The organism is Sulfobacillus sp. hq2 (assembly GCF_002903155.1).
Taxonomy (GTDB): Bacteria; Bacillota; Sulfobacillia; order Sulfobacillales; family Sulfobacillaceae; genus Sulfobacillus; species Sulfobacillus thermotolerans.
On the sequence record NZ_NWUL01000047.1, the window covers coordinates 105,719 to 128,564 of the forward strand.

Genomic DNA, 22,846 nt, shown 5'->3' on the forward strand with positions numbered 1-22,846 from the left:
GATTTTCGACAATGGCACACAATAACAGCGGACGCACCGTGTACCTCGTTGGCACAACATGCCACAAAGAACAATGTTACGCCGAATTCATCTCCTCAAATGGTTTCAAATATCCCGATAAACCGTCACAATTCGATGTCACAACGTTCTTTCACAGCATTCACATGATACCACGGTTAGGACTGCCTTCTTTTGAGATATAGAGTATCTTTTTACCATTAATGGTAATACGAGGTACATAGTCGTATATTCACGTTGGGTTCGAAAAATTGCTTGAGCTCAACCAGCTAATTGGCCCTGTCACAACACCAGCTGGAAGAACCTCTTTGTCGTGAAGGCACAAAGAATCGACATCTATTTGAACCACCAATCGACAGCAACAAATGTTTCCTTATGTTACCATTAGCAATATCAGGCAGTTAATTCCTGTAAATTACGTGGTGCCTAGGCCTTAAAATGCCGCTCAACCTTGATAAACAACAGACAAGGAGAATTAGCTACTAAGTCACACGGACAAGCTCTACTTTTGACCTTGTAGATTCCAAGGCTTTATGGGTACGTGAAGCACTGAGGTTTCCAAGGAATATTTCATGCAGTGGTAAAGCCGCTATCACCATTCGCATATGGATTTCATCTAATCGCTGTCGTCTCGGGTTCAGAAAGAAAAGAGGACATCCAAGTGCTTAATGTGAATTCAGAAAACCATGCACTGTCGAATACGGTTGCAGTAATTCCTGCGTATAATGAAGAACGTTTTATTGCTAGTGTTGTGTTTCTCACAAAACAATATGCTGCCACCGTGATTGTGGTGGACGACGGATCCACCGATCATACCGCTTATCTAGCCGAAGAGGCTGGAGCTCATGTGATTACTATTGAGCACGGAGGCAAAGCAGCGGCCTTGTCCGCAGGCTTTAATTATGCGATGAACCTAAACCCCCTCGTAGTCGTCACGTTAGATGGCGATGCGCAACATGATCCGGCGGATATTCCTTTGGTAGCCGCTCCTATCTTGGACGGTTCGGCTGACGTGGTTGTCGGTTCTCGCTTTCTTAATCGTCAAAGTCAAATCCCGGCTTGGCGTCAGGTCGGTCAACACGCATTGACCTACGTGACCAATACGGTCAGTGGCGTCTCCCTCACCGATTCGCAAAGCGGATTTCGTGCCTTTTCCCCGCATGCACTAAGAAACTTAAGGCTGCGCAGCGAGCATTTATCAGTTGAATCGGAAATGCAATTTGAGATTCGTACCCACGCACTGAAAGTCTGTGAGGTCGGCATCAGCGTTCAATATCTTGACAAAATGAAACGGAATCCGATTCGGCATGGTCTGCAAGTATTAGACACCATTTTGGGCATTATTTCCCGCAAACATCCGCTTTTGGTGTTCGCGTTGCCTGGCGTTCTATTAGCATGCATTGGACTGACCACGGAATGGGTCGTTTTGCGAACGATTGACGTCCGGCACATCTTGCTCATGGGGCATGCGATTTATGGCGGTTTCTTATTATTGGCTGGACTCGTTCTTGTCATCACCGGAGTGATTCTGCATAGTCTTGAATCCATCGTGGCGCGCATTCGTCAAGAGGTCGCGACCAATCCCCGTCATGCTTCGGCGAGTGATTCGTCATCTTCGTTGCAAGGAGGATCGTCTCTGTGACCTTGTTCCCGACGTTATCCGTAATTCTTGTGTCCTATCACAGCCGACACGACCTGGAACAGTGTTTACCGTCTCTTACCTGTTCGTCGCCCATGGAAGTTATTATCGTAGATAACGACCCGCAAGACGGCACCAGCCAATGGCTGTCCGCCGCTTACCCTGACATTCACGTCATAGCCTCGTCAAATTCCGGTTATGGGGCGGCGTGTAATCTCGGTATGAAACATGCACGCGGCCAATTTTGGTGCGTGTTAAATCCCGATACTCTTTTGTATCCGGGCGCGCTAGATACCCTGCTGGAAACGTCCATTGCTCACCCCGACGCCTTAATCACCCCTGCTCTTTTGCAACCGTCGGGCATTGTTAACGCCTATGGCAACACCATGCACATTACGGGCATTACAACCTGTGACCATTTTGGCGATGCTTGGACGGATTCGCCCCGATTTTATTCACCGCTCTTAGCCTCCGGAGCTGCTATCATGGCCCCGCGCAAGGTATGGGAACAATTAGGAGGTTTTGATCCCTCATATTTTCTCTACATGGAAGATGCCGATCTATCACTTCGCGCGCGACTGCAGGGCTTAACTGTGATTTGTGATACCCATGCGCGCATCATGCATGATTACACCCTAAATCTCACCGCCGAGAAATTTTACTGGCTAGAACGCAACCGCTGGCGCACGCTTTTAACCACGTATTCCACGCGTACGCTCATCACGTTGACAATCCCTTTGATCGCAACAGAGATCGCGACCTGGGTGTATGCTCTGCTCAAAGGACCGCAATATGTTTCGGCCCATCTCCGAGTCTATCTTTGGCTGTTCCGTCACCATGCGGTATGGCGCGTAAAACGTGCGGTGGTGCAGCGTTCGCGCACCATATCCGACGCCACTCTCCTGACCGAAATGGAGACCGCCTATCCCTTGAACCAACTGATATCTGCCCGGTGGCTAGCACACCACCTGAGCCGTTGGTCCGCGCGGTTCTTTGGTTGGTTTGGCGGAAAGAAGGTGGCATTGCGGTGAAAGTCGCCCACATCGCCGCCACATTTCCTCCGTATATGGCCGGAACGGGCAATGTCGCGTATAACCAAGCCCTTGTCCTTCATGAAAGAGGCTACGACGTTACGGTGTTTACAGCGGAACCTTCTAGCGGCCTTACAAACGCCCAAGAGGTACCGTTTGAAGTGCGATATCTGCCCGCTGTCTTTCGTTTGGGCAATGCCCCCTTGACGCCAAGTCTGTTACATGTCCTGCGTGGGTTTGATCTTATTCACTTGCATTATCCCTATATTTTCGGGGCTGAACTGACACTGGCTGCAGCCAAGCGGTATCGCATCCCTTATGTGATCACCTATCACAACCAACTGCTCCAACCAGGCTCGTGGAAACAAAGACTATTCTCCTTATATAACCGCCTGATGGAGCCCATCATTCTTAAAAACAGTGCGGCGATTATGGCTGTCAGCTTGGACCACTTTCAAAGTTTGCACCTGCGTAATACTCACCAGGTGGTGGTTGAGGTACCCAATGGAGTCGACACAGCCTTGTTTCATCCTCTCGACAAAATCGCCTGCCGGACCCAATTAGGGTGGCCGTTAGACCGCCCCATCGTGCTGTTTGTGGGGGCGCTTGACTCAGCTCACCGCTTTAAAAACGTGCCGGTGTTGATAGAGGCGGTCAAGCAGGCCTCGAGTGAGACCGATATTTTCACGTTTGTCATTGGCACGGGAGACCTGCAAAGTGCATATGCTGCAACGGCTCCTAAAAATGTTCATTTTTTGGGCCATATCGATAACCTTTTGCAATATTACAATGCCGCTGACATCACGGTCTTGCCGTCCTCCACGCCTGAATCCTTTGGCCTAGTTCTCGTCGAGTCGATGGCGTGCGGAACCCCCGTCATTGCTACGGACTTGCCAGGGGTACGAACGGTTGTAGCACCAGGACACACGGGACTGATTGTGCCTCCACGAGATGTTGACGCTTTAACCGAGGCGCTGCTCACGTTGTTTCGAGATACCGCTCGGTTAACAGAATATGGCCATAACAGTCGGCACTGGGTGGAGCAAAAATACTCCTGGGCGACCGCCGTCGATGCCCTAGAACATGTCTATCAACAGGTCAATACACGTTGGGGTCACGGCATATCGCAGGAGGTGCCCTATGCAGGTTAACATTATTCCAGCCTCTCACCCCTGGCCCCAGATGAGCCGTGGAGCGATGGAAGAATCGTGGCAGCGCATTTTGGACTTCGTATTTGCTGATGCCATGGATCAAGCACTGCAGTCGCTCACCATCTACTGGCCGCGTACTGAATTAGATAATGAAGGAATTGCCTTGCGTAGCGCCTTTCTACCCTCTACGCATTCTGGAGCCACGGGCGCTTTGTGGATCGGAAATACTTTAAGCGACACGCTATCAGGATTTTCTCGCATTTATTGGCTCCATCAAAAAAAGGCGCCGCGTGGATTCATTACCACATTAACATCCGTCAAAGAGTATGCCATTTGGACCCATACGTCGAGATGGTGGGGGCTGGGAGTGCGACTCGCTGACCTAATTCACGCCACGAGCCTACGCGATCGGTGCATGAGCCGTTCACAAGCCCACTTTGTTGCGACACATGCCTCATCCGCCCAATTGTATTTGCACATTTACAACGTCCAGGAGGTGTCACATGTCCAACCGCTTGCCGCAAGCCCTCGCTAATCTGGATGCGTGGTTGCAAACTATGCGCCAACCTGGCGGTTATGGAGGCCCTGTGGCCCATTGGTGGCGCGACCAATTTGTCTATACAGGACCGGGCCTCGATTGGCGCTACGAAGGCATTCTTATAGGATACAGTGAGCTATGGGACAAAACCCACGAGGTGCAGTGGTTAGTGCGTATTAAGCAAGCAGCAGAAGATCTGAAATCAGGGCAGCTGCCGGACGGCAGCTACCGCATGAGTCGCTTTGAGCAAAACCCAGGCACACTCGGCACGCCACACGAAGCGGCGGCTTCGATGGGCCTGCTTATGGCCATGGATCGCACGGGCGATCTCACCCTACTAGATACGGCTCGAGCCAATCTTGACAACCTGATTCACCGTTTATGGGATCCTACCAGCCATGGTTTTACTGACAAGCCCGGTGTTCCAGGGCGGGTGCCTAATAAGCTTGCGACGTTCAGTCAAGCCCTTTGCCTGTTGGCGCGTCTCACGCAAGACGACCAATATCTCGAATACGCCAAGATCGCCATCGATGACGTGTTGCGGTTTCAAATTGACCGCGGACGTTTTCAAGGCGCTGTTCACCAATATGCACCAGATAACCAGCATGGCGATCATAGGCTTTTTCCGTACTACAACGCCCGCTGCATCGAGCCCCTACTCACTGCATCCAAGGTATTTTCGGATTCCACTTATAGCCAAGCCGCTTCCGAAATTACGAAGTTTTTGCGGCACACCATGGCAGATGATAGTAGTTGGCCCCAAATTGTCTATACCTCTGGGCGCCGTATGGATTATCCCAAATGGTTAGCGGGTACGGCCGACATCCTTTATGCCTTTCACCGCATGGGACAGCCATTGCCGGACCGTGCGCTAGATCGTCTTTTGGCCAGTCAATTGCCTTCAGGAGCATTTCCGACAGCCGTAGGGTTTAATCGTAAAACTCACCGGCATGCTCCATTAGATCCGCCCGATTACCGGGATCTCATGCCTGTGGTGGGCTGGAATGACAAGGTGCTGAGGTTACTTGCGGCATTGTTGCCCCCCGAGACAACCTTACCCCCGCCTAATGTTCAGTCCTATTCACGACCAGCACGTATTGCTGCAAAGGATACCGTGTTTACTGAAACCAATCAGATGTTTCAATATGACAGTCATTATGCCGTCTCTAAATCGGCACCATGGGCGAAGGGAGAAAGACTATGGGGATAGCGCTCGCCGTCATGCTGATTGTTGTGTTTGCGTCCTTTCACCTCTACCGTAGGATCCGGCCTTCTAAAGTCATGCCAGTATTTCCGCTACCCGCGTTGCCAAGGTACACACCACGGGTCTCATTTCTTGTACCAGCATGGAATGATGGACCGCATATTGTCGACTTTGTTGCCTATTACAAACAATTAACGTATCCCGACAAAGAACTGATTTTGTGTGTCGGTGGAAATGACCGCAGCGAGGCGATGGCACGGTCTTTGGCGGACTCTGATATCCACGTCATCACCCAGCATGCTGGAGAAGGCAAGCAAGTAGCTTTGCGCCACAGTTATTCGGTCTCGTCTGGCGACATCATTTATCTAACCGACATCGACTGCCGGTTGCAAGATGACACGGTCAACAACTTATTAGGCACAATGCTGAATAACGGGTATCAAGCGGTCACGGGAGCATCGAAGCCGCTCAAAGAACAAGAACTTGAACCGTTTGTGCAAATACAGTGGGCCATTGATCAATATTTAGCTCCGCATCTAACCAGTTCCACTTCCGGACTCTTAGGCCGCAACGCAGCGGTTATGCGACATGCCTTAAATGCGGTTAACGCGTTTAATGAAGATGTCGCCGCCGGCACTGATTACTTCTTAGCCAAGAAGCTCTTAGCCCATGGCTTTCAAATTTATTATGTGCCCGGATATCCCGTGGCCACAGAGTATCCGGATTCTATACCCGTGTACATTCACAAGCAGGCACGCTGGATCCGAAATGTGTTCGTGCTAGGCCGGCAGTTTCATAATCATAGCGAGGTCTTCAGCGCTTTAAAGACCCTTTTGCTCCCTGTTGTGACAGCGGCATTGTTGCTAACCAGCATCATCCTAGCTTCGGCCCATAGTCCCATATTTTGGCCCACAGCGACGACTGCTCTGTTATCCGTTTTACACCCGTATCTTAATCGCAGATGGTATCTGAAACAAGCTGGACTTAAAATCTCAGGTCCCTCGCCTTGGCTCCATTGGTACGCCGATATGCGAGCCGCTATGCGAGCCACATGGCAGATTTTACGAAACAAGGTTGTGTGGTAACGTTCACCGGCCAAAGACATCCATAACACGAGACGGAGAGCAATGGAAAAAGTAGCTGCGCTTAAAATAGAATCGTTATCGGTCATTGCAAAAGATTGGGTTCGGTATATCCCGACGTCGATTATTCCCGCCGTCTTCGCTGTCATTGCATCAGCCATCTTTACCCGAATGTTCCCGCCCAAGGTCTATGGCCTTTATAGTTTAGCCTTAGCTCTCTCTGTGCCGTTTATCAACGTATTTTCTCAACCAGTATCACAGCCAATAGGGCGGTTTTATTACGAATACCGAGCGTTAAATCAACTCGACGCCTTCTATCACACAGCGGGAGGACTTTTGTTTAGAGCCTTAATCATCTTGTTATCCGTCGAATTGATTGCGGGCTTCGTGTTAAGCCTGATAGACATGAAGGACGTTGGGCTGATCATCGCCCTTATGCTCTATATTCCCTTACAGCTCCTCATGTCCGCCACACAACCCATTCTCGTTGCCAGTTTTCAAACACGCCATTATCAAATTGTCAGGCTATCCACAACCTTTTTGAGTGTCTTACTCCCGCTTGGGCTCATTGCCTTATGGGGCCGTCACATTAGCTTTATCCTATGGGGTAATGTTTTAGGATTAAGTGCGTTCCTCCCCATCGTGTTGAAATGGACGGGCATTCACCTTAACATCAAGGTAGACAAATACTCGCTTACCATCGTGCAATCCACCTTGAAGCGCTTTTTACACTATGGCTTGCCGTTCATTCCTTGGTTTTTAGCAGATTCTACGCTTTCCATAGGCGATCGCTATATTCTTGCTTGGATGCACGGACCAGCGACGGTCGCCATTTACGCCATCAGCTATGCGCTGGCTCAGCAGGGCGTGGGACTAATTTCCGGTCCCTTTATCACGGCCAGTTGGCCACGTATCTTAGAGCACTGGAAAACGGACGGTCGAGAGAGCACCATAAAATTTCTTAGGAATCTGACATCAATCTACTTTATGTTGTCCGGACTGGTGGTGGGTCTGCTGTTTGTCATAAGCAAACCCTTGATGGAAATCCTTGTCGCCAAGGCATATGTATCTGGCCATGTCATTATTGGACCAGTAGCCATAGGTGTCGCTCTTTGGGGGGTATCGATGATAGGGCATAAATCCATGGAGCTTACAGAGAGGAACTCTCTGATGGTCTGGGATGCGGGTATAGCAGCTATCCTCAACATTCTCCTGAACCTTTGGTGGGTTCCCCACTACGGCATCACGGGAGCAGCCTATGCGACAATGGTCAGTTATTTCATCTACACTGCTCTCATTTGGTTTCAAAGTCACAAGGGTTTGACTTGGCAAGTCCCCCTCCCCACGTTGGTATTTCTTCTTGTGCTGTCCAGCGTTGGTTGGGAGGTAACACATGCCGTAACCCTAGCCCTTTCATCGCCCTTTGAATCGCTTATTGCCTCTTCCATTGTATACACAGGATTATATGCTACCGGATTGTGGCTCTGGCTGAAATCAAGAGCTCGTTTGCTTACGACAGTGCTCAGGAGTGAACCATGAAAATTACATTTGTATTGCCCGCTTATCCCACTAAACCGATTGGCGGATTCCGCATTGTGTATCTCTACGCCAACTACTTAGCCGCACATGGTCATAGCGTTACCGTTGTGCATGCCCTCAAGTATGGTCCTCTCGATTTCCCCACCCCGTCATGGCCCAGGCCTGTTCGCCTTGTGTGGCGACGATTTCTTTATCGATTGAAGTCTCATATCGTGCCTCCAATCAGATGGCAACCGATTCATCCAAAAGTCCACCTCGTGTTCGCGCCAGGCGATCCCGATGAATCATTTATCCCAGATGGGGACGCCGTTTTCGCGACGTTCTGGTGGACGGCACACTACATTCATGGTTATTCTCGGTCAAAAGGTCGAAAATACTATTTAATCCAAGGGTGGGAAACGTTTGCTGGGGTATCTTCTTTGATAATTGAAAAGACCTGGCTATTGCCTCTAAAGAAAATAGTCATTGCACGTTGGTTGATGGAAAAGGGCGAGAGTATCGGCGCGAAGGACATGTACTATATCCCGAATGGCATTGACTTGAATGTTTTTAAGGTAACACGTCCAATTCAAAATCGAACACCTAGCATATTAACCTTGTATCATACCAGCAAGTGGAAAGGGGTTTACGATGCAATAGCAGCTCTCCAACGCGTTCATGAACGTTATCCCGATGTCCCCGTTACGATGTTTGGAACAACCATGCCTACGGAGGCACTTCCTAAGTGGATTAACTTTGTTTGCAATCCACCCATTGAAAAATTGGTTAATTTATATAATTCTCATAGCATTTATCTGGCAGCTAGTTTAATCGAAGGATGGGGGTTGCCTCCGGCGGAAGCCATGGCTTGTGGATGTACTGTCGTCGCCACTGACATCGGCGGATTTCGGGAATATGTAGTTCCTAACGTGACAGGCTTACTCAGTCCTGTTTCAGACCCCAATATGTTATATGCTAACTTGGCTCAGCTAATTGAGAACAAGGATTATCGCATTGCCCTTCAACGAGCAGCCCATGAGCATATACAGCAATTCTCTCTTGAGGCAATGGGCTCACACCTGCTACACCTTTTAAACCAACAGATATCTGATAAAAACGAAAAGGAGAAGACTCATGGCTAAAAATCCTAGCGTGGCCATTTTAACCGCGACCTATAATCAAGAACAGTATATTCGTGAATGTATCGATAGCGTCTTAGCTCAAACTTATCCCTATTGGCATCTCTTTATCCTTAATGACGGCTCTACTGATGCTACCTCACAAATAGCGCATGAATATGCCGCCCGCGATAGCAGAATCACAGTAATGGACTTTGAACACGAGGGCATGCTAACCCTTGCTAAAAGGTATAACACAGCCCTTACGCAAAGTACTGATGATTTTGTTGCTATTTTAGATGGAGACGATTTTTGGCCACCAAATAAGTTACAAATTCAAGTCGGTGCCCACTCGAAGAGTGATGTTGCTCTTAGTTTTGGAAACGTGTTGGAAATAGCTGAACCTCATAAAACAGAAATGTTTTCTGCAGATACGAGAACATTTCTGAAATGTGCCGATCCATATACAACATTAATCCCCTATCTTGAATCACGATTTTCCGTTTTGCCCGTTTCCACACTTTTAAGACGAAATGCATTAGATAGAATTGGCGGCTTTCAACAGCCCTCATACTTGCCACTATGTGACTATCCAACATGGTTGCTTCTGGGCACAAAAGGCATGATGTACATTGACAATATCCTGGGCTATTGGCGCCACAACCCAAACCAAACAACATGGGTTCAAGCACGACAAACCGCTTATGGAATGTTCAAATACGAAAGGGAGTTTGTAGAACAGCAGCAACTTCCAGTGGACCTATTTAGCAAATCCCGTACGAGATATCTCGCAGACGCAAGCTATCGCTCGGCCGTATTATCATGGAAAAGTGGTAATACTCAAGAAGCATACGAAGCGCTAAAGGAACTCTTTATGTTTCGTAGATTTCAGAACATCGATATGCTATTTAAGTTTTTCCTTGTTGTGGCATGGAATACACTGCGGTCAACACAACATTCTGCGTCTTCAGAGAGACAATCATAATACGCATTAATGGGTAGTTTTACGACGTCCGTGTAACGATGTTCTGGTACTGATTATACGGGTCCATCCTAGCGAAACAAGCCCAGCAATACCGAGGCCCAACAAGCCGATAACCCATGCCCAAAATTCCGATGTGCGATTACCGAGCACATAAAGATAAGCATTGGCCAGTCTGTGATCGGGTAGAACACTTTCGTCATCGCGGTATATCATTTTACCGTTGTCTGTAATATCCACTTCTACTTGTGAACCGACTGGAAACTTTATGTAGCGAATAAACGACATCCGCACAGATACGACGGACGTGGCAGGAACAACTTCAGTTATACCATTTACCTTGAGCTGTATATGGGATCGCAGTGCAATTCCCGAGTGGTTGGATATTGTCACCTTTACCTTATAAGGTTGTCCTGCATACAAAACCCCCGTATGCCCTATTTGGACATGTGCTGTAAAGTCTGGTATTGCCCCAGCGGTCGCTGACCATGCCTGCTTTTTAATGTTATACATTACAATATAGTGACCAGGCTTTAAGTTAAAGGTCTTCGTCAATGGCCCATGGGTCGTGTTGTTACCCGGTTTGACCCACAAATCCGCTCGAAACGCCCCTTGGCTAATCTGCACATGACTAAACGTTGCTGATGACAATACTGTAGACGTCCCACGCACACTAGTGATCCAGCTCTGTAAATCCCATGGATTCCTACCGGTCTCATAGGGCTTAACCTGGCTCACAAACTTTTCCCACGTTGTCTTGTTGGTTGGAACGGGTACCATCGAAACAACAGGGTCCAATGAGTACGGTAGAAGGTCGACTCTGCCTCGACCCGCATAGATTAGGAAGTGCCCCACACTATAGAGCTGTGACATTATCGCCCATGTTTTCTTGTGACGCGTTTCCCGCAACCACCCGTCAAACACATGACCACCATTCAGATCTTCGAATCTTAAAACAGAATTGTGTCCTAAGTTCTCGACGCCTTGCGTAGCGTTCCATAAGTGCACTAAGTTATCAATTCGATTAATATACAACCGAGGTTTTTGCAGATAGGCTGCGTTGGTATCTACCCTATAGCCTTTTGGCAACGCTTCGCTCGAAACGCGTGTTAATGTGTCGCTGTTTACCAGATAGGGATGTGATAGATAAGGAGGGACTTGATTAGTTAAGCCATCTAACCACGGCCAAACGCTGTCCGCACTCGATCCAGAATCGAAATAAATCCCTTCCGAACCAGAATACCCATTCATTGCTTGCACAAAACTAACATAAGGCCATTTTTTAGATACCACCCACTGGCCATACGTATGTGGATTAGGAGCATATACCCGAACCGATCCGATTCTGTAAGCATGATTAAATCCGTAAAAACCTTGCACCTCCAGACTATATCTCCAGAGATCGGGATTTTCCATTTTCCATGACATTCGGAAATATGATTGTTGCCGTTCTACATGTTCAGGCGCATAGGGATCGTGTTTCGGAAATTGCTGAGCACGAATAACTTCTTGCGCATAACGCGACTGTGAATAGCCATAAAATGCAAAGGGAGACTCAAAATCCACAAACGGTGGATATGTTAGAGAGTTGAATCGATACATCCCTGCTTCCTCAAATCCTACAAATGGAAATTGCAAAATAATATTGGTGTTAAGGTCAAAGTAAAGAGGACTCGGATTTTCTACAAACCAATTTATATTTTTATCCTCACCAAACCCGAGGTAAGGGAACTCCGGCCAAAAAGGTTTTTGGACATGAAATACTGGTGCATTGGGAAGTCGAACAGTTCCTTCAAATCGCGGTACCCCGTATCCGACACTTTTCTTAGCTATTAAGCTACCAGACTGCCACTGCGGAACCCCAGGGATGTATTCCCCAACCCGTGTTGTCCATAATAATTTTTTGTCTTGAAACTGATTGACCACCAGATCGTAATTGGTTTTCCCCCTAGTAATCCAATAACCAGAGCGAGTTTGCAGCGTATAGGCCATGACTAAATGATGATGGCCTTGTGTATCTTGCATCGTCATAATCCTCGCTAGTTCACGACCACGGCCAAGCAGAGAAAACTTTACTTCCATCTTAATATTGGAAGGAGTGTTGATTGAAAATATATATTGGTCAGTAGTTGTATTACCATTTTTAGACCACACTCGGTGAGTCCATGGAACTGCTTTTCCGTTTGATGATAAGATATTTACCCAAATAACATGACCATCAACGACGCCAATCTTATGAAAGCCACTAGCCTTTGCGTAAGCGAGAGGCCCTAGCGCAACGAACCAAAGTCCTAAAACAATTAGACTAACAGATAGTCTCTTAAGATGCATGGCAACGTTTAACCTTTCGTTCACGTTCTGGCTCACAATGACACCTCATAGTGAGCCATCCACGAATCTAAGACCATTAAGGCCCATAGCTGATGCGCTTCTTGTGCCGTTTTTGTGTCACGACTTAGCCATTCGTGCCACGGGTTTTTATCCGATAATTCCCATACACGCCTGCGCAGTGGCTTTAATGGCCCATTAATCCAATGCGTCAATGGAGCCTGAAAAGTTTGTTTCTGACGTTCTGTAACTTGAACCGGCAACTCTTTCCGGAACGCTTCTCGAAGAATTACTTTTCCCTGCGTTTTGGACATCTTATCGGTTTGGCATAATCTCATGCCTATATTTACAACTTCAAGGTCTTGAAACGGTACCCGCGCTTCTACAGATTGAGACATCGTAGCTTTATCCAATCTTAAATTATAATGGTCGGCAACGTGAGTACCCAATTCTAAGCGCGCAAGGCGTTCGACATTGGACAAACTGTCGTCAACTTGGGGCCACGTGAGATCTTGACCTTTAGCTTCGGCGAGGTTTTGCACCCACAAAATGATTTCTTCCGGTGCAAGACCTAACCAACCCGCAATCGTATAGACATCAAATAGCACGGAGCCAATGATCCAAAACCTATCCGATACAGACTTACGCCACACAGACGATGCCCCAAGCAGATTTCTTTTAAATTCCCGGGTCAGAACAGGTATATATGCAGACATTTTAGCAACAGGACCAAAAAACGGTATTGCATTTAACGCATCACCCTTGATAACGGCAAAATAACTCCGATATCCATGAAATATTTCATCAGCCCCGTCTCCCGTAAGGACCACCTTAATACCTTGATTGCGGGCCGCTTGGCTTAATAATATTTGGCCAATAAAATTAGGTTCGGCAATGGGCTCGTCTAGGGCTTTTATATAATATTCCCAGTGAGTGGTAAACGTAGCGGGGCTCAGTTGCACCGTAGTATGCCGCCAACCCAATCCACGGCTATACTGTTCTGCGAGAAAAGCATCAGAATTAGCTTCTGGACTTGATTCCGAATAGCTCAAGCCAAATGATTGGTATGACCCATGGCTAGCCATTAATGACGCTATAACTGTCGAGTCTATTCCTCCACTCAAGAAAACTCCAACGGGAGCATCGCTTAATAATTGACGCTCAACCGCTGATGAAAGAATTTCTCGTAACAAGCTCACACGGTTATTAAAATTTGACGGAAGATCAGTGGATTCTCGCCACAATAACGAAACAATACGACGAGAGCGTATTGGTTCCTCGCAACTACCCCCGAATATCAAAACTTCGCCTGGCTCAAGTTTATATACACCGTCGATTAAAGACCACGGGGAAGGTACATAACCAAACAACAAATAAAATACCAACCCTTTTATAGACACACTATTCGACCGTCCGACTGTCATTGCTTTTAATTCGGACGAAAACGATATTCCCGACTCATCGCGAGAATAATATAAAGGCTTTACACCCATTGGATCTCTTGCGAGCATTAACGTTTGTGTAGCGATGTTCCATAGTGCAATACTGTAAACACCATTCAAACGCGATAAAGTTTGTTCAACGCCCCATTGCGCAAAAGCTCTAACGATAGTTTCCGTATCTGAAGAAGACATCCACGATACAGAAGCTCCTAAACTTCTTCGAATTTCTTTGTGATTGTAAATTTCACCATTAAAGGCTAAAACATAGTTTTGATATGTCATGGGCTGATTGCCTGCTATGCTCAAATCTTGAATACTCAAACGTTTCGTCACAACACGATATTGACCAAAATCAACAACCTGCTCAAAATGCCCAGTTTGGTCCGGACCGCGATGTTCTATTAAATCGCCCATAGAAGCGACCCGCTGAACACTATCCATCCGGCCCAATACTCCTGCAAAACCGCACAATTCTATACCCTCCTGACTAGGACTTATCGAGAAGATTATGGTAAAAGCGAATCAGTTCATCAGCTGCACTCCGCCACGTAAACATCTCAGCCTTTCGACGACAATGCCTCCTCATTTCTTCGTATAAAGTTTGATCCAGTACAATCTTTCTCATTGCCGCGGCTAATTCATCAACATCATTCGATTTCACAAGAATACCTGTGTGCGAATCAATGATTTCAGGAATACCTCCTACTCGAGAAGCAATTACAGGCTTACCTGCTGAAAGACTTTCTAAAATGACTAAAGAAAATGCTTCATTCCAAATTGATGGAACAACCAAGACATTTGATTCGTTATAAACAAATTGCATTAAGTCAGCATTAACTGGGCCCAAATAATGTACTCGTCCCATTTTCTCCGCATTCCGTAGCAACGTCCTTATAGATATCTCATATGAGTCTGGTAACACTTTACCTAAAGCTCCATCCCATAGTTCCGCCCCTCCCGCCAATACTAAATGAATGCTTGGCAATTCTTCAACAAGTCGCAAAAAGCTTTGTGCTAAAATATGCACTCCTTTTGCCTCGGAAAAGGCGCCGGCGAATAGGAAAATGAAAGCATCGACACTCACTCCGATCCGTTGCCGAAAAGTATAGGGCCTCCCTTCGTCCGCATCGCAATATGTTAGTGGCCTCACACCATTCGGCACGGTAATGAGAGGCCATAATATTCCACCCATACCTTCTTTAATGCGGCTCGCTATATATCGACTGACTGCAACGCCCCCATCTCCATGACGCGCAATTATTTTCCACTCACTTGGCCCCAATAAAGAGTCTTCATTCAAAGGGTCTGCATGAAAATGCAGCACCTTTGACCGGGCACGAAGAAATTTCATGTAATAGTACAAATGAGCATGTAAGACATCGTAATCATTCGTGATTAAATAGCGCGCTAATGGTAGATGTTGCCGAAAGTCATATGAGTTATTTCTCATTGTAAATTTTGCCCATCTTGTATATTTTAAGGAAACAAGTTGAATGTCTTGCCATTTAACTTGCCAATTTTCTTGCCCGGCTGCTCCCACAGTGACGTCATTTCCCAGTTCACGTTCAGCTAGAGCCAATTCCAATGCTGCTTTTACAACTCCACTAACGGCAGACGTACTTGGATTTTGAGGTAGATTACTTGTTCCAATCCAATGAAGTATTTTCACTGAGATGTTGTCCCATCCTTATTTGTTCGTCTCAGTGGTGGATAACTTGGTCAAAGATTGCAACGAGCCACTGGACCTCGTCGAACTATTTCGTCCATCACTTTGAAGCATGATTAATTGGTGGCCATCGTTACCGAAAAGGGTCTCTCATCCTCGCAACGCGATCGAAGAACGAGTCGCCTTGCCTATAAGCCCTGTAACCCAAGGAACCTATAAACCGGCGAGATACAGGCTCTCCCACGGTCACTTTATCCACGCCCTTGCCCTAGACCGTCTTTCTTCTTTCTATTGGTGTCTATTGGTGTCAATCTGCTTGACTTGTCCATCACCTAGGCATCACCCCGCGAAAGAACAAATTCATAGGTTTCTAAATATTGCTGAGCTATAGGGCCCCAATCCATATGGACCAATGCCACGTTTCTTGAATTATTGGATAGCACTTCGTACACGCTCTTATTCATGGTAAGCCACTCTATTTGTTCAACCATTAGGCTCACAGAGCCCTCAGGATACAAGTACCCATTTGCGCCATTTATAACGTAATCTTCTAATCCGCAACCGTGGAAAGCCAATACAGGTATTCCCATTGCAAGGGCTTCCAGAGCGGTTCGTGGTGGGGCTCCAGCTTCTCTAGTAATAATCAACAAATGAGCCTTTTTATATTCAGCTATAAGACTTGTAGGTTGTAATGTGTTCTTAAACTGCACACGCCTATTATCAATTTGTGCCTGCAAACAACGCTCTAAATCATTTCGCAAACTCCCATCGCCCACAATTGTCAAAGAATAGTCAATCCGTTTCTTTTCTAATAAAGCAATCACATTAATCAAATGTTCTGGATTATTTTCCATTTCCAACCGTCCGACATATAGTAGGTTAAGTGTATTCGACCACACCTTTCTGGGGTTGGGTTCGTTAACCAATTCCGTCCCTAATTTGATAACTTGAATATTTTCATTTCTAGCTCCAGTACGGGTCCACCAGTATGCCATATTTTTAGATGTCGCCACAATCATAGATGCGTTACGGACCGCTAAAAAGGAAACCAAATTGTAGAATAAAGCAGAAATGAAGTCTAGTTTAAATTTAGACGCCTGACGTTGTTTAATATTTCCTGATGTTGTAAATATTACAGGAAAATGCAACCTTGAGCTACAAACCCCCGCAGAAAATGCATCCGAGGTATGGACTATATCCGGATGTATTGAATGTCTCCTTAACATTTTAAGTGCCCTCAACACCTGATTTATCTTTGTAAACCCATTCTGATCTGGATGAGAAATAGACTGGAACGTAATCAGGGTAAGATTACAATGATAAAATAGTTGATGGGAGTATGGTCCAACAATAACAACCTTGACGTCTAGCAATACAAGCCTTTTAGCTAAAGACCATATTATGTCACTATGCCCACTACGACCGGGCCTTTTGGGATCTACTATAGTATCTATGAATACTACTGTCACGATGTAATACACATCCCTTTTCTAGTTAAATTACGGGACTAACATTCCTGAGCCACGTTTACCTATCCACTATTATGTATTACTGTTATTTTAAACCAATATTCCAAAAGAAGGAAATAGAAAATGGCGCTTTCGACGAGCAGGTCCCACAGATTAAAAGTATGGTTATTGCTAGAGTTATCAGTTTTGTATTCTGCATACTTCGTCCTCCGCTTCGGAGGACTCTGGACTGAAAATGACACTGCAGTGTTTACTCAAGTGACTGCACGTATGCTTTCTGCCCAGTCCGTCCTCTTTCCTGGACAATATAGCCATGGGTTTGGCTATCCGACGTGGCTCGGCTCTCTCTCTTTGTTGACGGGCCTTTCAGTTCCGGTGATGAACACCATTGTTATGCCCTTTATCGCTATGCTGCTTTTCACGATTGCGGCCTATATCGCATACCGAACATTTCTTAACTCGGATAAACTGGCCGCACTTTCTGTCCTTCTTATCTTTGCCATTCCCGACGTCATGTTCACTCTATTACGCGGCAATCACGAAAAGCTCAATATCGTATTGATGCTGTGGGCGCTCGTGGTTCTCTTCCGAGCCTTCCGTGCCGTTCAACAAGGGTCAATGCGCGAGTCCGCGGTGTGGATCGGCTTGTTTTATGTATTCGTGTTCACGAACGCGACCGTCAATGATTATTTTGCTTCAACATTTGCCGTTGCCGCTAGCCTGACTTTGATAGGCGGATGGATCTTATTACGGCTAAATACCCCTGCCACGATACAATACCGCCCGCAAATTGTTCGGCTCGGCAGCTACGTTATCGGGTCATGGCTATTGGTGTGGTGGGTCATGCTTTATGTGTTTCCCCCGGCAGGTCATGACTTTGCCTTAGCACATACGGCACTTAACAAAATCGTTGACCTTTTTCTCACATTGCATACGTCGAGTAATCCTTACAGTGCGCCCGCATCGCAATGGGCGGGCAAACTCGATCAAATATTAGTCGCCTCTTTCCGGTGGGTTCTTTCCGTGGTGTCGATCGTTATTTGGGGTTATGCCCTTTGGAAAATGATTTGGCGCAAGCACACTTGGTCCTTTGAACACCTATTTCTCTTGGCGCTCTACGGCGCGTTTGGTTTCCTTGTAGCGCTTGCCATTCCTTTAGATTTCACCGGCATGAATGCCGGCACCAACCTTGAGGTGCGCAATTTTCCCTACTATGCCCTCATGGCGTCTCCCGTGTTAGTATGGGGCCTCATTCCCCGCCTAGAAACGCTTAAGACCACCTTGCGCCCGTGGGTCACAACCAGCTCCGCTATCGTCTTGGCGGTCTTTGTTCTCATTGGCTTGTTCAAGAGTACGTTAGATCCTGTCATTTCAAACCAATGGATGTTCTACACACCAACAGAACGTCAGGCTCTTTCTGCCTTTAATCATCATAGCCGCTCTGAGACCATATGGACGGGTCCTGATAACCGGCTGGTCTATGCAGATATGATGTGGCATTTTCGTAATCGTGGTGACAATACCGTCACAGGTTTTCAATTTAGCCAAGCCGATCGAGACTTGCTTATTTCTCCGGAGGTCATCGCCAGCAGTCTTGTCGAACAAAAACCCGTACCCCCATACCTCAATCAAAACCGAATATATGATAACGGGTCAGCTCAAATCTATCGGTTGCGGCCTCAAACACCCTTTGAAAATTAAGCAATAAACTTCGGCCTTAAGGAGATAAAGACAAACGATGCTCCAAGACAATTTGCGAAATGTTTACCGATTCTTTCGTGGATGGCGGTGGTGGAAAATAAAGATTTAGTTCGAGGCTGCACGGTAGTACCATTAAAACTGGAATAGGAAGCTATATCCTGTCTCCTTCGGTATCCATTCGCGTTCAACCCGGCGCACGTCTTGTTTTGGGACGCGATGTTTGTTTACGCTCATACACGTCGATTCACGTGTTACAGAGTGTTGAAATCGGTGATGACACCCTCATTGCTGAAATGGTTACAATTCGCGACCATGACCACAATATTCTAATAGATGACCCGAAACCGTATAGACGCCAAGGCTTTGTATCGGCCCCTATTCGGATTGGCCAAAATGTATGGATAGGTAATAAGGTCACAATCACCAAAGGTATCAATATTGGAGACAATAGTTTCGTAGCAGCTAACGCAGTGGTTACTAAGGATGTTGAGCCCAATGTGGTCGTAGGAGGTGTCCCAGCCCGTATTATTAAAAAGCTAAGGGATTAGCTATCCCTTGAACCCTATCATTTCATATCACAAACACATCACTATCGCTCGTGGTAGACTGCCCACGTCTTAACCGCTACGGAATGCCACGTAAGACTCTCGATGTCCCGCAGCCCACGCCTGGCGAAATCGTCGCGAAGGGATTGGTCCGCAAGGATTTGTTGCAAACCTTTTGCGAGATGGGCGACATCGTTAGGGCTGACGAAGAATGCTGCATCTGTAGCGATTTCTCGAAACACCGGAATGTCACTGGCCACCACTGGCACTCCACTGGCCATAGCTTCTAAAATAGGCAGGCCAAATCCTTCAGCTGTAGACACAAAAACAAAGGCGGTAGCGTTAGCAAGAAGACTGGGTTTGTCTTCTGGATGTACGTAACCTAATATCTTGACCCTATCTCCTAGCTTCAGATCGTCTATGACTTTATCTAAACCGGCCTGATCACGTTGTTGCCATCGCCCCCCCAAGTACAACGACAGGTCGGGATAGTCTGAAGCAACAAGACGAAACGCTTCAAGAAGGCGCGGCAAATTTTTGTGGGGCTCGGCACTCCCTAAATACAGCAAATAAGGCGGATGATTGCCATAAAGGCCATGGCCTTTATGGCGTGGCGATAAGCTGTCGGTATCGACACCATGAGGAATCACGGAAATTTTCTGGGCATCAAGGCCTAATTTCACAATAGCGTCTTGTTTCACCTGTTCACTTATCGCAATCACATGGGTGGCAGCCGGTAATTTCTCGTAATAATAAGTTCTCCAGCGCCAAGCACTTAACCGTTGTGACAAATTCCCATGCCTCGTTTGTGTTTGGAGTCCGGTTAAATCATGCAACGTTGCCACCACCGGAACATCACGCAGGGAAACCAACCCATTAAAATCGGTCGCATGAAAGATTTGGGGATGACTTTTTTTCACGACCTGACGAATCGCCCACTCATTGTATAACCAATAGACCTGAGCAGGACGGTGGGGACGATACACCGCATGGACAGGTGCCACCCACTCGGGTAACAACCTCTGATCTTGTGTCGCCACAAAGAAAGCGCACGATGGCCCCGCTAACCGCGTTAGTTCGCGGGTTAAGTAGTAAACATAGGTCCCCACCCCCCGTACACGATGTTCGGATTGCAACGGCGTCGCATCGATGAGGATCATGACGCTTGGCCCTTCATGATGCGGCGATACACCCAAACGGTCTCTTTGGCCGTCTGCGCCCAGGAATATTGGCTCGCGCGGTGGTACCCTGCACCGGCCAGATGCTGACGCAAAGCGGTATCAGATAGAAGACGCCGCATCGCACCAACCCAGGCTAACGTGTCCGAAGGAGACGCATAAAGTCCCGTGTCCTGAATGATTTCAGGTAGTGAGGAGACGGGTGACGCAATGACAGGAGTGCCATGGGCCATCGCTTCTAGCGCCGGAAGGCCAAATCCTTCATAATACGAGGGAACCAACACGCCAGTTGCATTCGCATACAAACGATGAAGCGTCTCATCATTGACGTGGCCGACGAACTTCAGACCAGGCTCTGCAATCCTCCCCGTCCCCTGCGGCGGCTGCCCTGTCACGATTAGTTCCACTAACTCACCGCTTTGTCTCATTAACCGCAAGGCTTCGATGACGCGGGTCACATTCTTTCGCGGATGGTTCGCACCAACAACCAGAAAGTAAGGACCTGACACACCGAAGGTCTTTTGGATATTCGGCAGGTCTTGCCGCCATATCTGAAGAGCGTTTGGCGTGGGCACTCGCGTGCCCAGAGGCGTGACCACAATGTGACTATGAGAAATTTGCGCATACCGCATCAAATCAGCCTTAGCACTCTCGCTCACGGTTAATACCGCATCAGCCGTCCACCGTGCCAAAGGCACGGTCGTCCGGTATACCACCTTACCCAACAATGGATAGTACTGGGGGTAAATATAGGGAATCGCATCGTGAATCGTAACCACGCGTCTATATCGGCCGGGAAAAGCAAAAGGGGCGATACCGCAGGGATCATGAATGATATCCAAATGATACCGCCTAGCGGTCGTTGCTAGCGCCACAGACCCTGCAATGATCACCCCTGGCAACAAAGCTAAGCGAGGCATGGGGATTACCGGAAAATCGCGGTACCATTCCAAAGGTGAATGGGGATAAGGGTTTAGCAAGATAATCTGGATATCTGGATATTGCGCTTTTAAGGCGTAACTCAAATGCATCGCATACTGCCCAATGCCCGTAAGCTGATCTTTCATACCGTACGTAAAGAGCCCAACTTTCATAATGATCTCCAATAGTTCCCAGTCATTTTTTAGTAGAATTTGGTTAATTATACCCTAAACCCTTGGTCTTTGGATGGCATCTGTGTATAATGAACCTATTAAGTGTTGAGGGAGTGGGTTTCCCATGATGGTGGTGGTAGCAGCCACAACGGCTGCGGCAGGCTCCAATATTCGCGTGCTCGGCGAGCTCGCTCTTGTCTTTCTGTTATTGGCTATTGTCTCCCGGGAAATTCTGTCTTCGTCAACCATGGCGTCGGCGATGGAACTACGCCGGGGTCTGACTATTCTTATCGCTCCATTAAGTCTGGCCGTCGCGGTCGTGCTCTTTCAACAAATCAGCGTGTTCTTTCATTAAGATAAGATAACCGGCCTCATGAGATGTCGTGCTACTCATGAGGCTTTTTTATTTCGTAAAAAGTCACTCTCCCTCTTGGGCATCTGATATGCGTTTCGCTCCCTAAGGTCATTATTTCCCAGGAACTCTTCTCAAATCTCACTTCATCGTCGCCGTCAACTTCCCAATAGTAACCCGTTTGACTTGGGGATGAGCACTTCGCGCATACCCCACCGTTCTTTGAATTTTTAAGGACTTTTGATCTCCAGCCGAAATAAGCCTTGCAGTGCATCCCGATTAACGACGAGATCCGCCAGAGTGTAGGTATCCAGCACACCCAGATAGGACTGCAAAGCTTGGTTGAGAACAGCTTTTAAGCGGCACACGGGACTTAACACACAAAATCCCTGTTCTGCATCAAAGCATTCAACAATATTCCAATTTTCTTCAGTTTGCCGTACCAACCATCCCAGATTGATTGCTTCAGGCGGCAGTGCTAAACGTATACCCCCATGGCGGCCGCGTACTGTTTCTAATAACCCTAAGTTACCCAGTTTATGAACTACCTTCACGAGATGATTATTCGAGATGCGATACGCTGTGGCCACCTCTTGAACGTTCGTCAATCGATTTTCGGGTTGCGTCGCCACATAAATGAGCACTCTTAAGGAATAATCGGTAAAAAGCGTCAGATTCACAAAACGTCTTCCCTTCTACTTAATACCTATATATCGTTTTTAAATATGTATTTTATATATATCTTTTCCGGTTCAAATGAACTATAATCATCGACGAGGTTATTTTAGAC

At 47.1% G+C, this 22,846-nt stretch carries 18 protein-coding genes and 1 pseudogene; 12 read left to right on the forward strand and 7 right to left on the reverse strand.

What is annotated here, in order from left to right; translation table 11 throughout:
• Window positions 1–679 precede the first annotated feature (679 nt).
• The 9 genes from CO251_RS14030 to CO251_RS14070 are packed head-to-tail and all read left to right on the forward strand — an operon-like array spanning window position 680 to window position 10,284.
• Entirely contained in the window at window positions 680–1,660 is a 981-nt protein-coding gene (locus tag CO251_RS14030; protein ID WP_207654690.1) for a glycosyltransferase family 2 protein, read from the forward strand.
• Complete coding sequence (locus tag CO251_RS14035; protein WP_158246358.1) at window positions 1,657–2,688, forward strand: glycosyltransferase family 2 protein; 1,032 nt, start codon at window positions 1,657–1,659, stop codon at window positions 2,686–2,688. The genes CO251_RS14030 and CO251_RS14035 overlap by 4 nt, the downstream gene beginning before the upstream one ends.
• On the forward strand, window positions 2,685–3,839 hold the full coding sequence (locus CO251_RS14040; RefSeq protein ID WP_103376444.1) for a glycosyltransferase family 4 protein: 1,155 nt from the start codon (window positions 2,685–2,687) through the stop codon (window positions 3,837–3,839). The genes CO251_RS14035 and CO251_RS14040 overlap by 4 nt, the downstream gene beginning before the upstream one ends.
• On the forward strand, window positions 3,829–4,374 hold the full coding sequence (locus CO251_RS14045; RefSeq protein WP_103376445.1) for a hypothetical protein: 546 nt from the start codon (window positions 3,829–3,831) through the stop codon (window positions 4,372–4,374). Before CO251_RS14040 ends, CO251_RS14045 begins: the two co-directional genes overlap by 11 nt.
• A complete protein-coding gene (locus CO251_RS14050) occupies window positions 4,343–5,587 on the forward strand; it encodes a hypothetical protein (protein ID WP_103376446.1) in 1,245 nt (414 codons plus the stop codon). Before CO251_RS14045 ends, CO251_RS14050 begins: the two co-directional genes overlap by 32 nt.
• Window positions 5,578–6,666, forward strand: coding sequence for a glycosyltransferase family 2 protein (locus CO251_RS14055; RefSeq protein WP_158246359.1), 1,089 nt, complete (start codon window positions 5,578–5,580; stop codon window positions 6,664–6,666). The genes CO251_RS14050 and CO251_RS14055 overlap by 10 nt, the downstream gene beginning before the upstream one ends.
• Before the next feature lie 42 nt (window positions 6,667–6,708).
• Window positions 6,709–8,202, forward strand: coding sequence for a lipopolysaccharide biosynthesis protein (locus CO251_RS14060; protein WP_103376448.1), 1,494 nt, complete (start codon window positions 6,709–6,711; stop codon window positions 8,200–8,202).
• Window positions 8,199–9,323 (forward strand): glycosyltransferase family 4 protein, encoded by a 1,125-nt coding sequence (locus CO251_RS14065; protein ID WP_103376449.1) that lies wholly within the window; start codon window positions 8,199–8,201, stop codon window positions 9,321–9,323. The genes CO251_RS14060 and CO251_RS14065 overlap by 4 nt, the downstream gene beginning before the upstream one ends.
• Complete coding sequence (locus tag CO251_RS14070; RefSeq protein ID WP_103376450.1) at window positions 9,316–10,284, forward strand: glycosyltransferase family 2 protein; 969 nt, start codon at window positions 9,316–9,318, stop codon at window positions 10,282–10,284. Before CO251_RS14065 ends, CO251_RS14070 begins: the two co-directional genes overlap by 8 nt.
• A gap of 6 nt (window positions 10,285–10,290) precedes the next feature.
• Here CO251_RS14070 and CO251_RS14075 read toward each other — a convergent pair whose 3' ends face one another.
• The 4 genes from CO251_RS14075 to CO251_RS14090 all read right to left on the reverse strand — a co-directional run bounded on the left by CO251_RS14075 (window position 10,291) and on the right by CO251_RS14090 (window position 17,186).
• A complete protein-coding gene (locus CO251_RS14075; protein WP_103376451.1) occupies window positions 10,291–12,648 on the reverse strand; it encodes a hypothetical protein in 2,358 nt (785 codons plus the stop codon).
• Window positions 12,645–14,522 (reverse strand): asparagine synthase (glutamine-hydrolyzing), encoded by a 1,878-nt coding sequence (gene asnB / locus CO251_RS14080; RefSeq protein WP_103376452.1) that lies wholly within the window; start codon window positions 14,520–14,522, stop codon window positions 12,645–12,647. Before asnB ends, CO251_RS14075 begins: the two co-directional genes overlap by 4 nt.
• A gap of 16 nt (window positions 14,523–14,538) precedes the next feature.
• A complete protein-coding gene (locus CO251_RS14085; protein WP_103376453.1) occupies window positions 14,539–15,720 on the reverse strand; it encodes a glycosyltransferase family 4 protein in 1,182 nt (393 codons plus the stop codon).
• Between the two features lie 329 nt (window positions 15,721–16,049).
• The gene (locus CO251_RS14090) at window positions 16,050–17,186 is read right to left on the reverse strand and encodes a glycosyltransferase family 4 protein (protein WP_158246360.1); all 1,137 of its coding nucleotides are present in this window, start codon (window positions 17,184–17,186) and stop codon (window positions 16,050–16,052) included.
• Between the two features lie 270 nt (window positions 17,187–17,456).
• Between CO251_RS14090 and CO251_RS14095 the strand changes: the two genes are divergently transcribed.
• Both CO251_RS14095 and CO251_RS18105 read left to right on the forward strand, forming a co-directional pair.
• The gene (locus tag CO251_RS14095) at window positions 17,457–18,887 is read left to right on the forward strand and encodes a hypothetical protein (RefSeq protein ID WP_207654691.1); all 1,431 of its coding nucleotides are present in this window, start codon (window positions 17,457–17,459) and stop codon (window positions 18,885–18,887) included.
• Between the two features lie 383 nt (window positions 18,888–19,270).
• Window positions 19,271–19,423 (forward strand): annotated as a pseudogene (locus tag CO251_RS18105) (DapH/DapD/GlmU-related protein); the annotation flags it as partial.
• 53 nt (window positions 19,424–19,476) lie between these two features.
• On the opposite strand, the gene CO251_RS14105 reads toward CO251_RS18105, so the two are convergent.
• Together CO251_RS14105 and CO251_RS14110 are read right to left on the reverse strand one after the other, a co-directional pair.
• Window positions 19,477–20,592 (reverse strand): glycosyltransferase family 1 protein, encoded by a 1,116-nt coding sequence (locus CO251_RS14105; RefSeq protein ID WP_103376456.1) that lies wholly within the window; start codon window positions 20,590–20,592, stop codon window positions 19,477–19,479.
• Entirely contained in the window at window positions 20,589–21,704 is a 1,116-nt protein-coding gene (locus CO251_RS14110) for a glycosyltransferase family 1 protein (protein WP_103376457.1), read from the reverse strand. The genes CO251_RS14105 and CO251_RS14110 overlap by 4 nt, the downstream gene beginning before the upstream one ends.
• A 124-nt stretch (window positions 21,705–21,828) precedes the next feature.
• On the opposite strand from CO251_RS14110, the gene CO251_RS14115 reads away from it, so the two are divergent.
• Window positions 21,829–22,059 carry a hypothetical protein gene (locus CO251_RS14115; RefSeq protein WP_103376458.1) on the forward strand — a complete coding sequence of 77 codons (231 nt, stop codon included), beginning with the start codon at window positions 21,829–21,831 and terminating at the stop codon, window positions 22,057–22,059.
• A gap of 227 nt (window positions 22,060–22,286) precedes the next feature.
• Here CO251_RS14115 and CO251_RS14120 read toward each other — a convergent pair whose 3' ends face one another.
• Window positions 22,287–22,736 carry an Rrf2 family transcriptional regulator gene (locus CO251_RS14120; RefSeq protein ID WP_103376459.1) on the reverse strand — a complete coding sequence of 150 codons (450 nt, stop codon included), beginning with the start codon at window positions 22,734–22,736 and terminating at the stop codon, window positions 22,287–22,289.
• Between the last annotated feature and the right edge of the window lie 110 nt (window positions 22,737–22,846).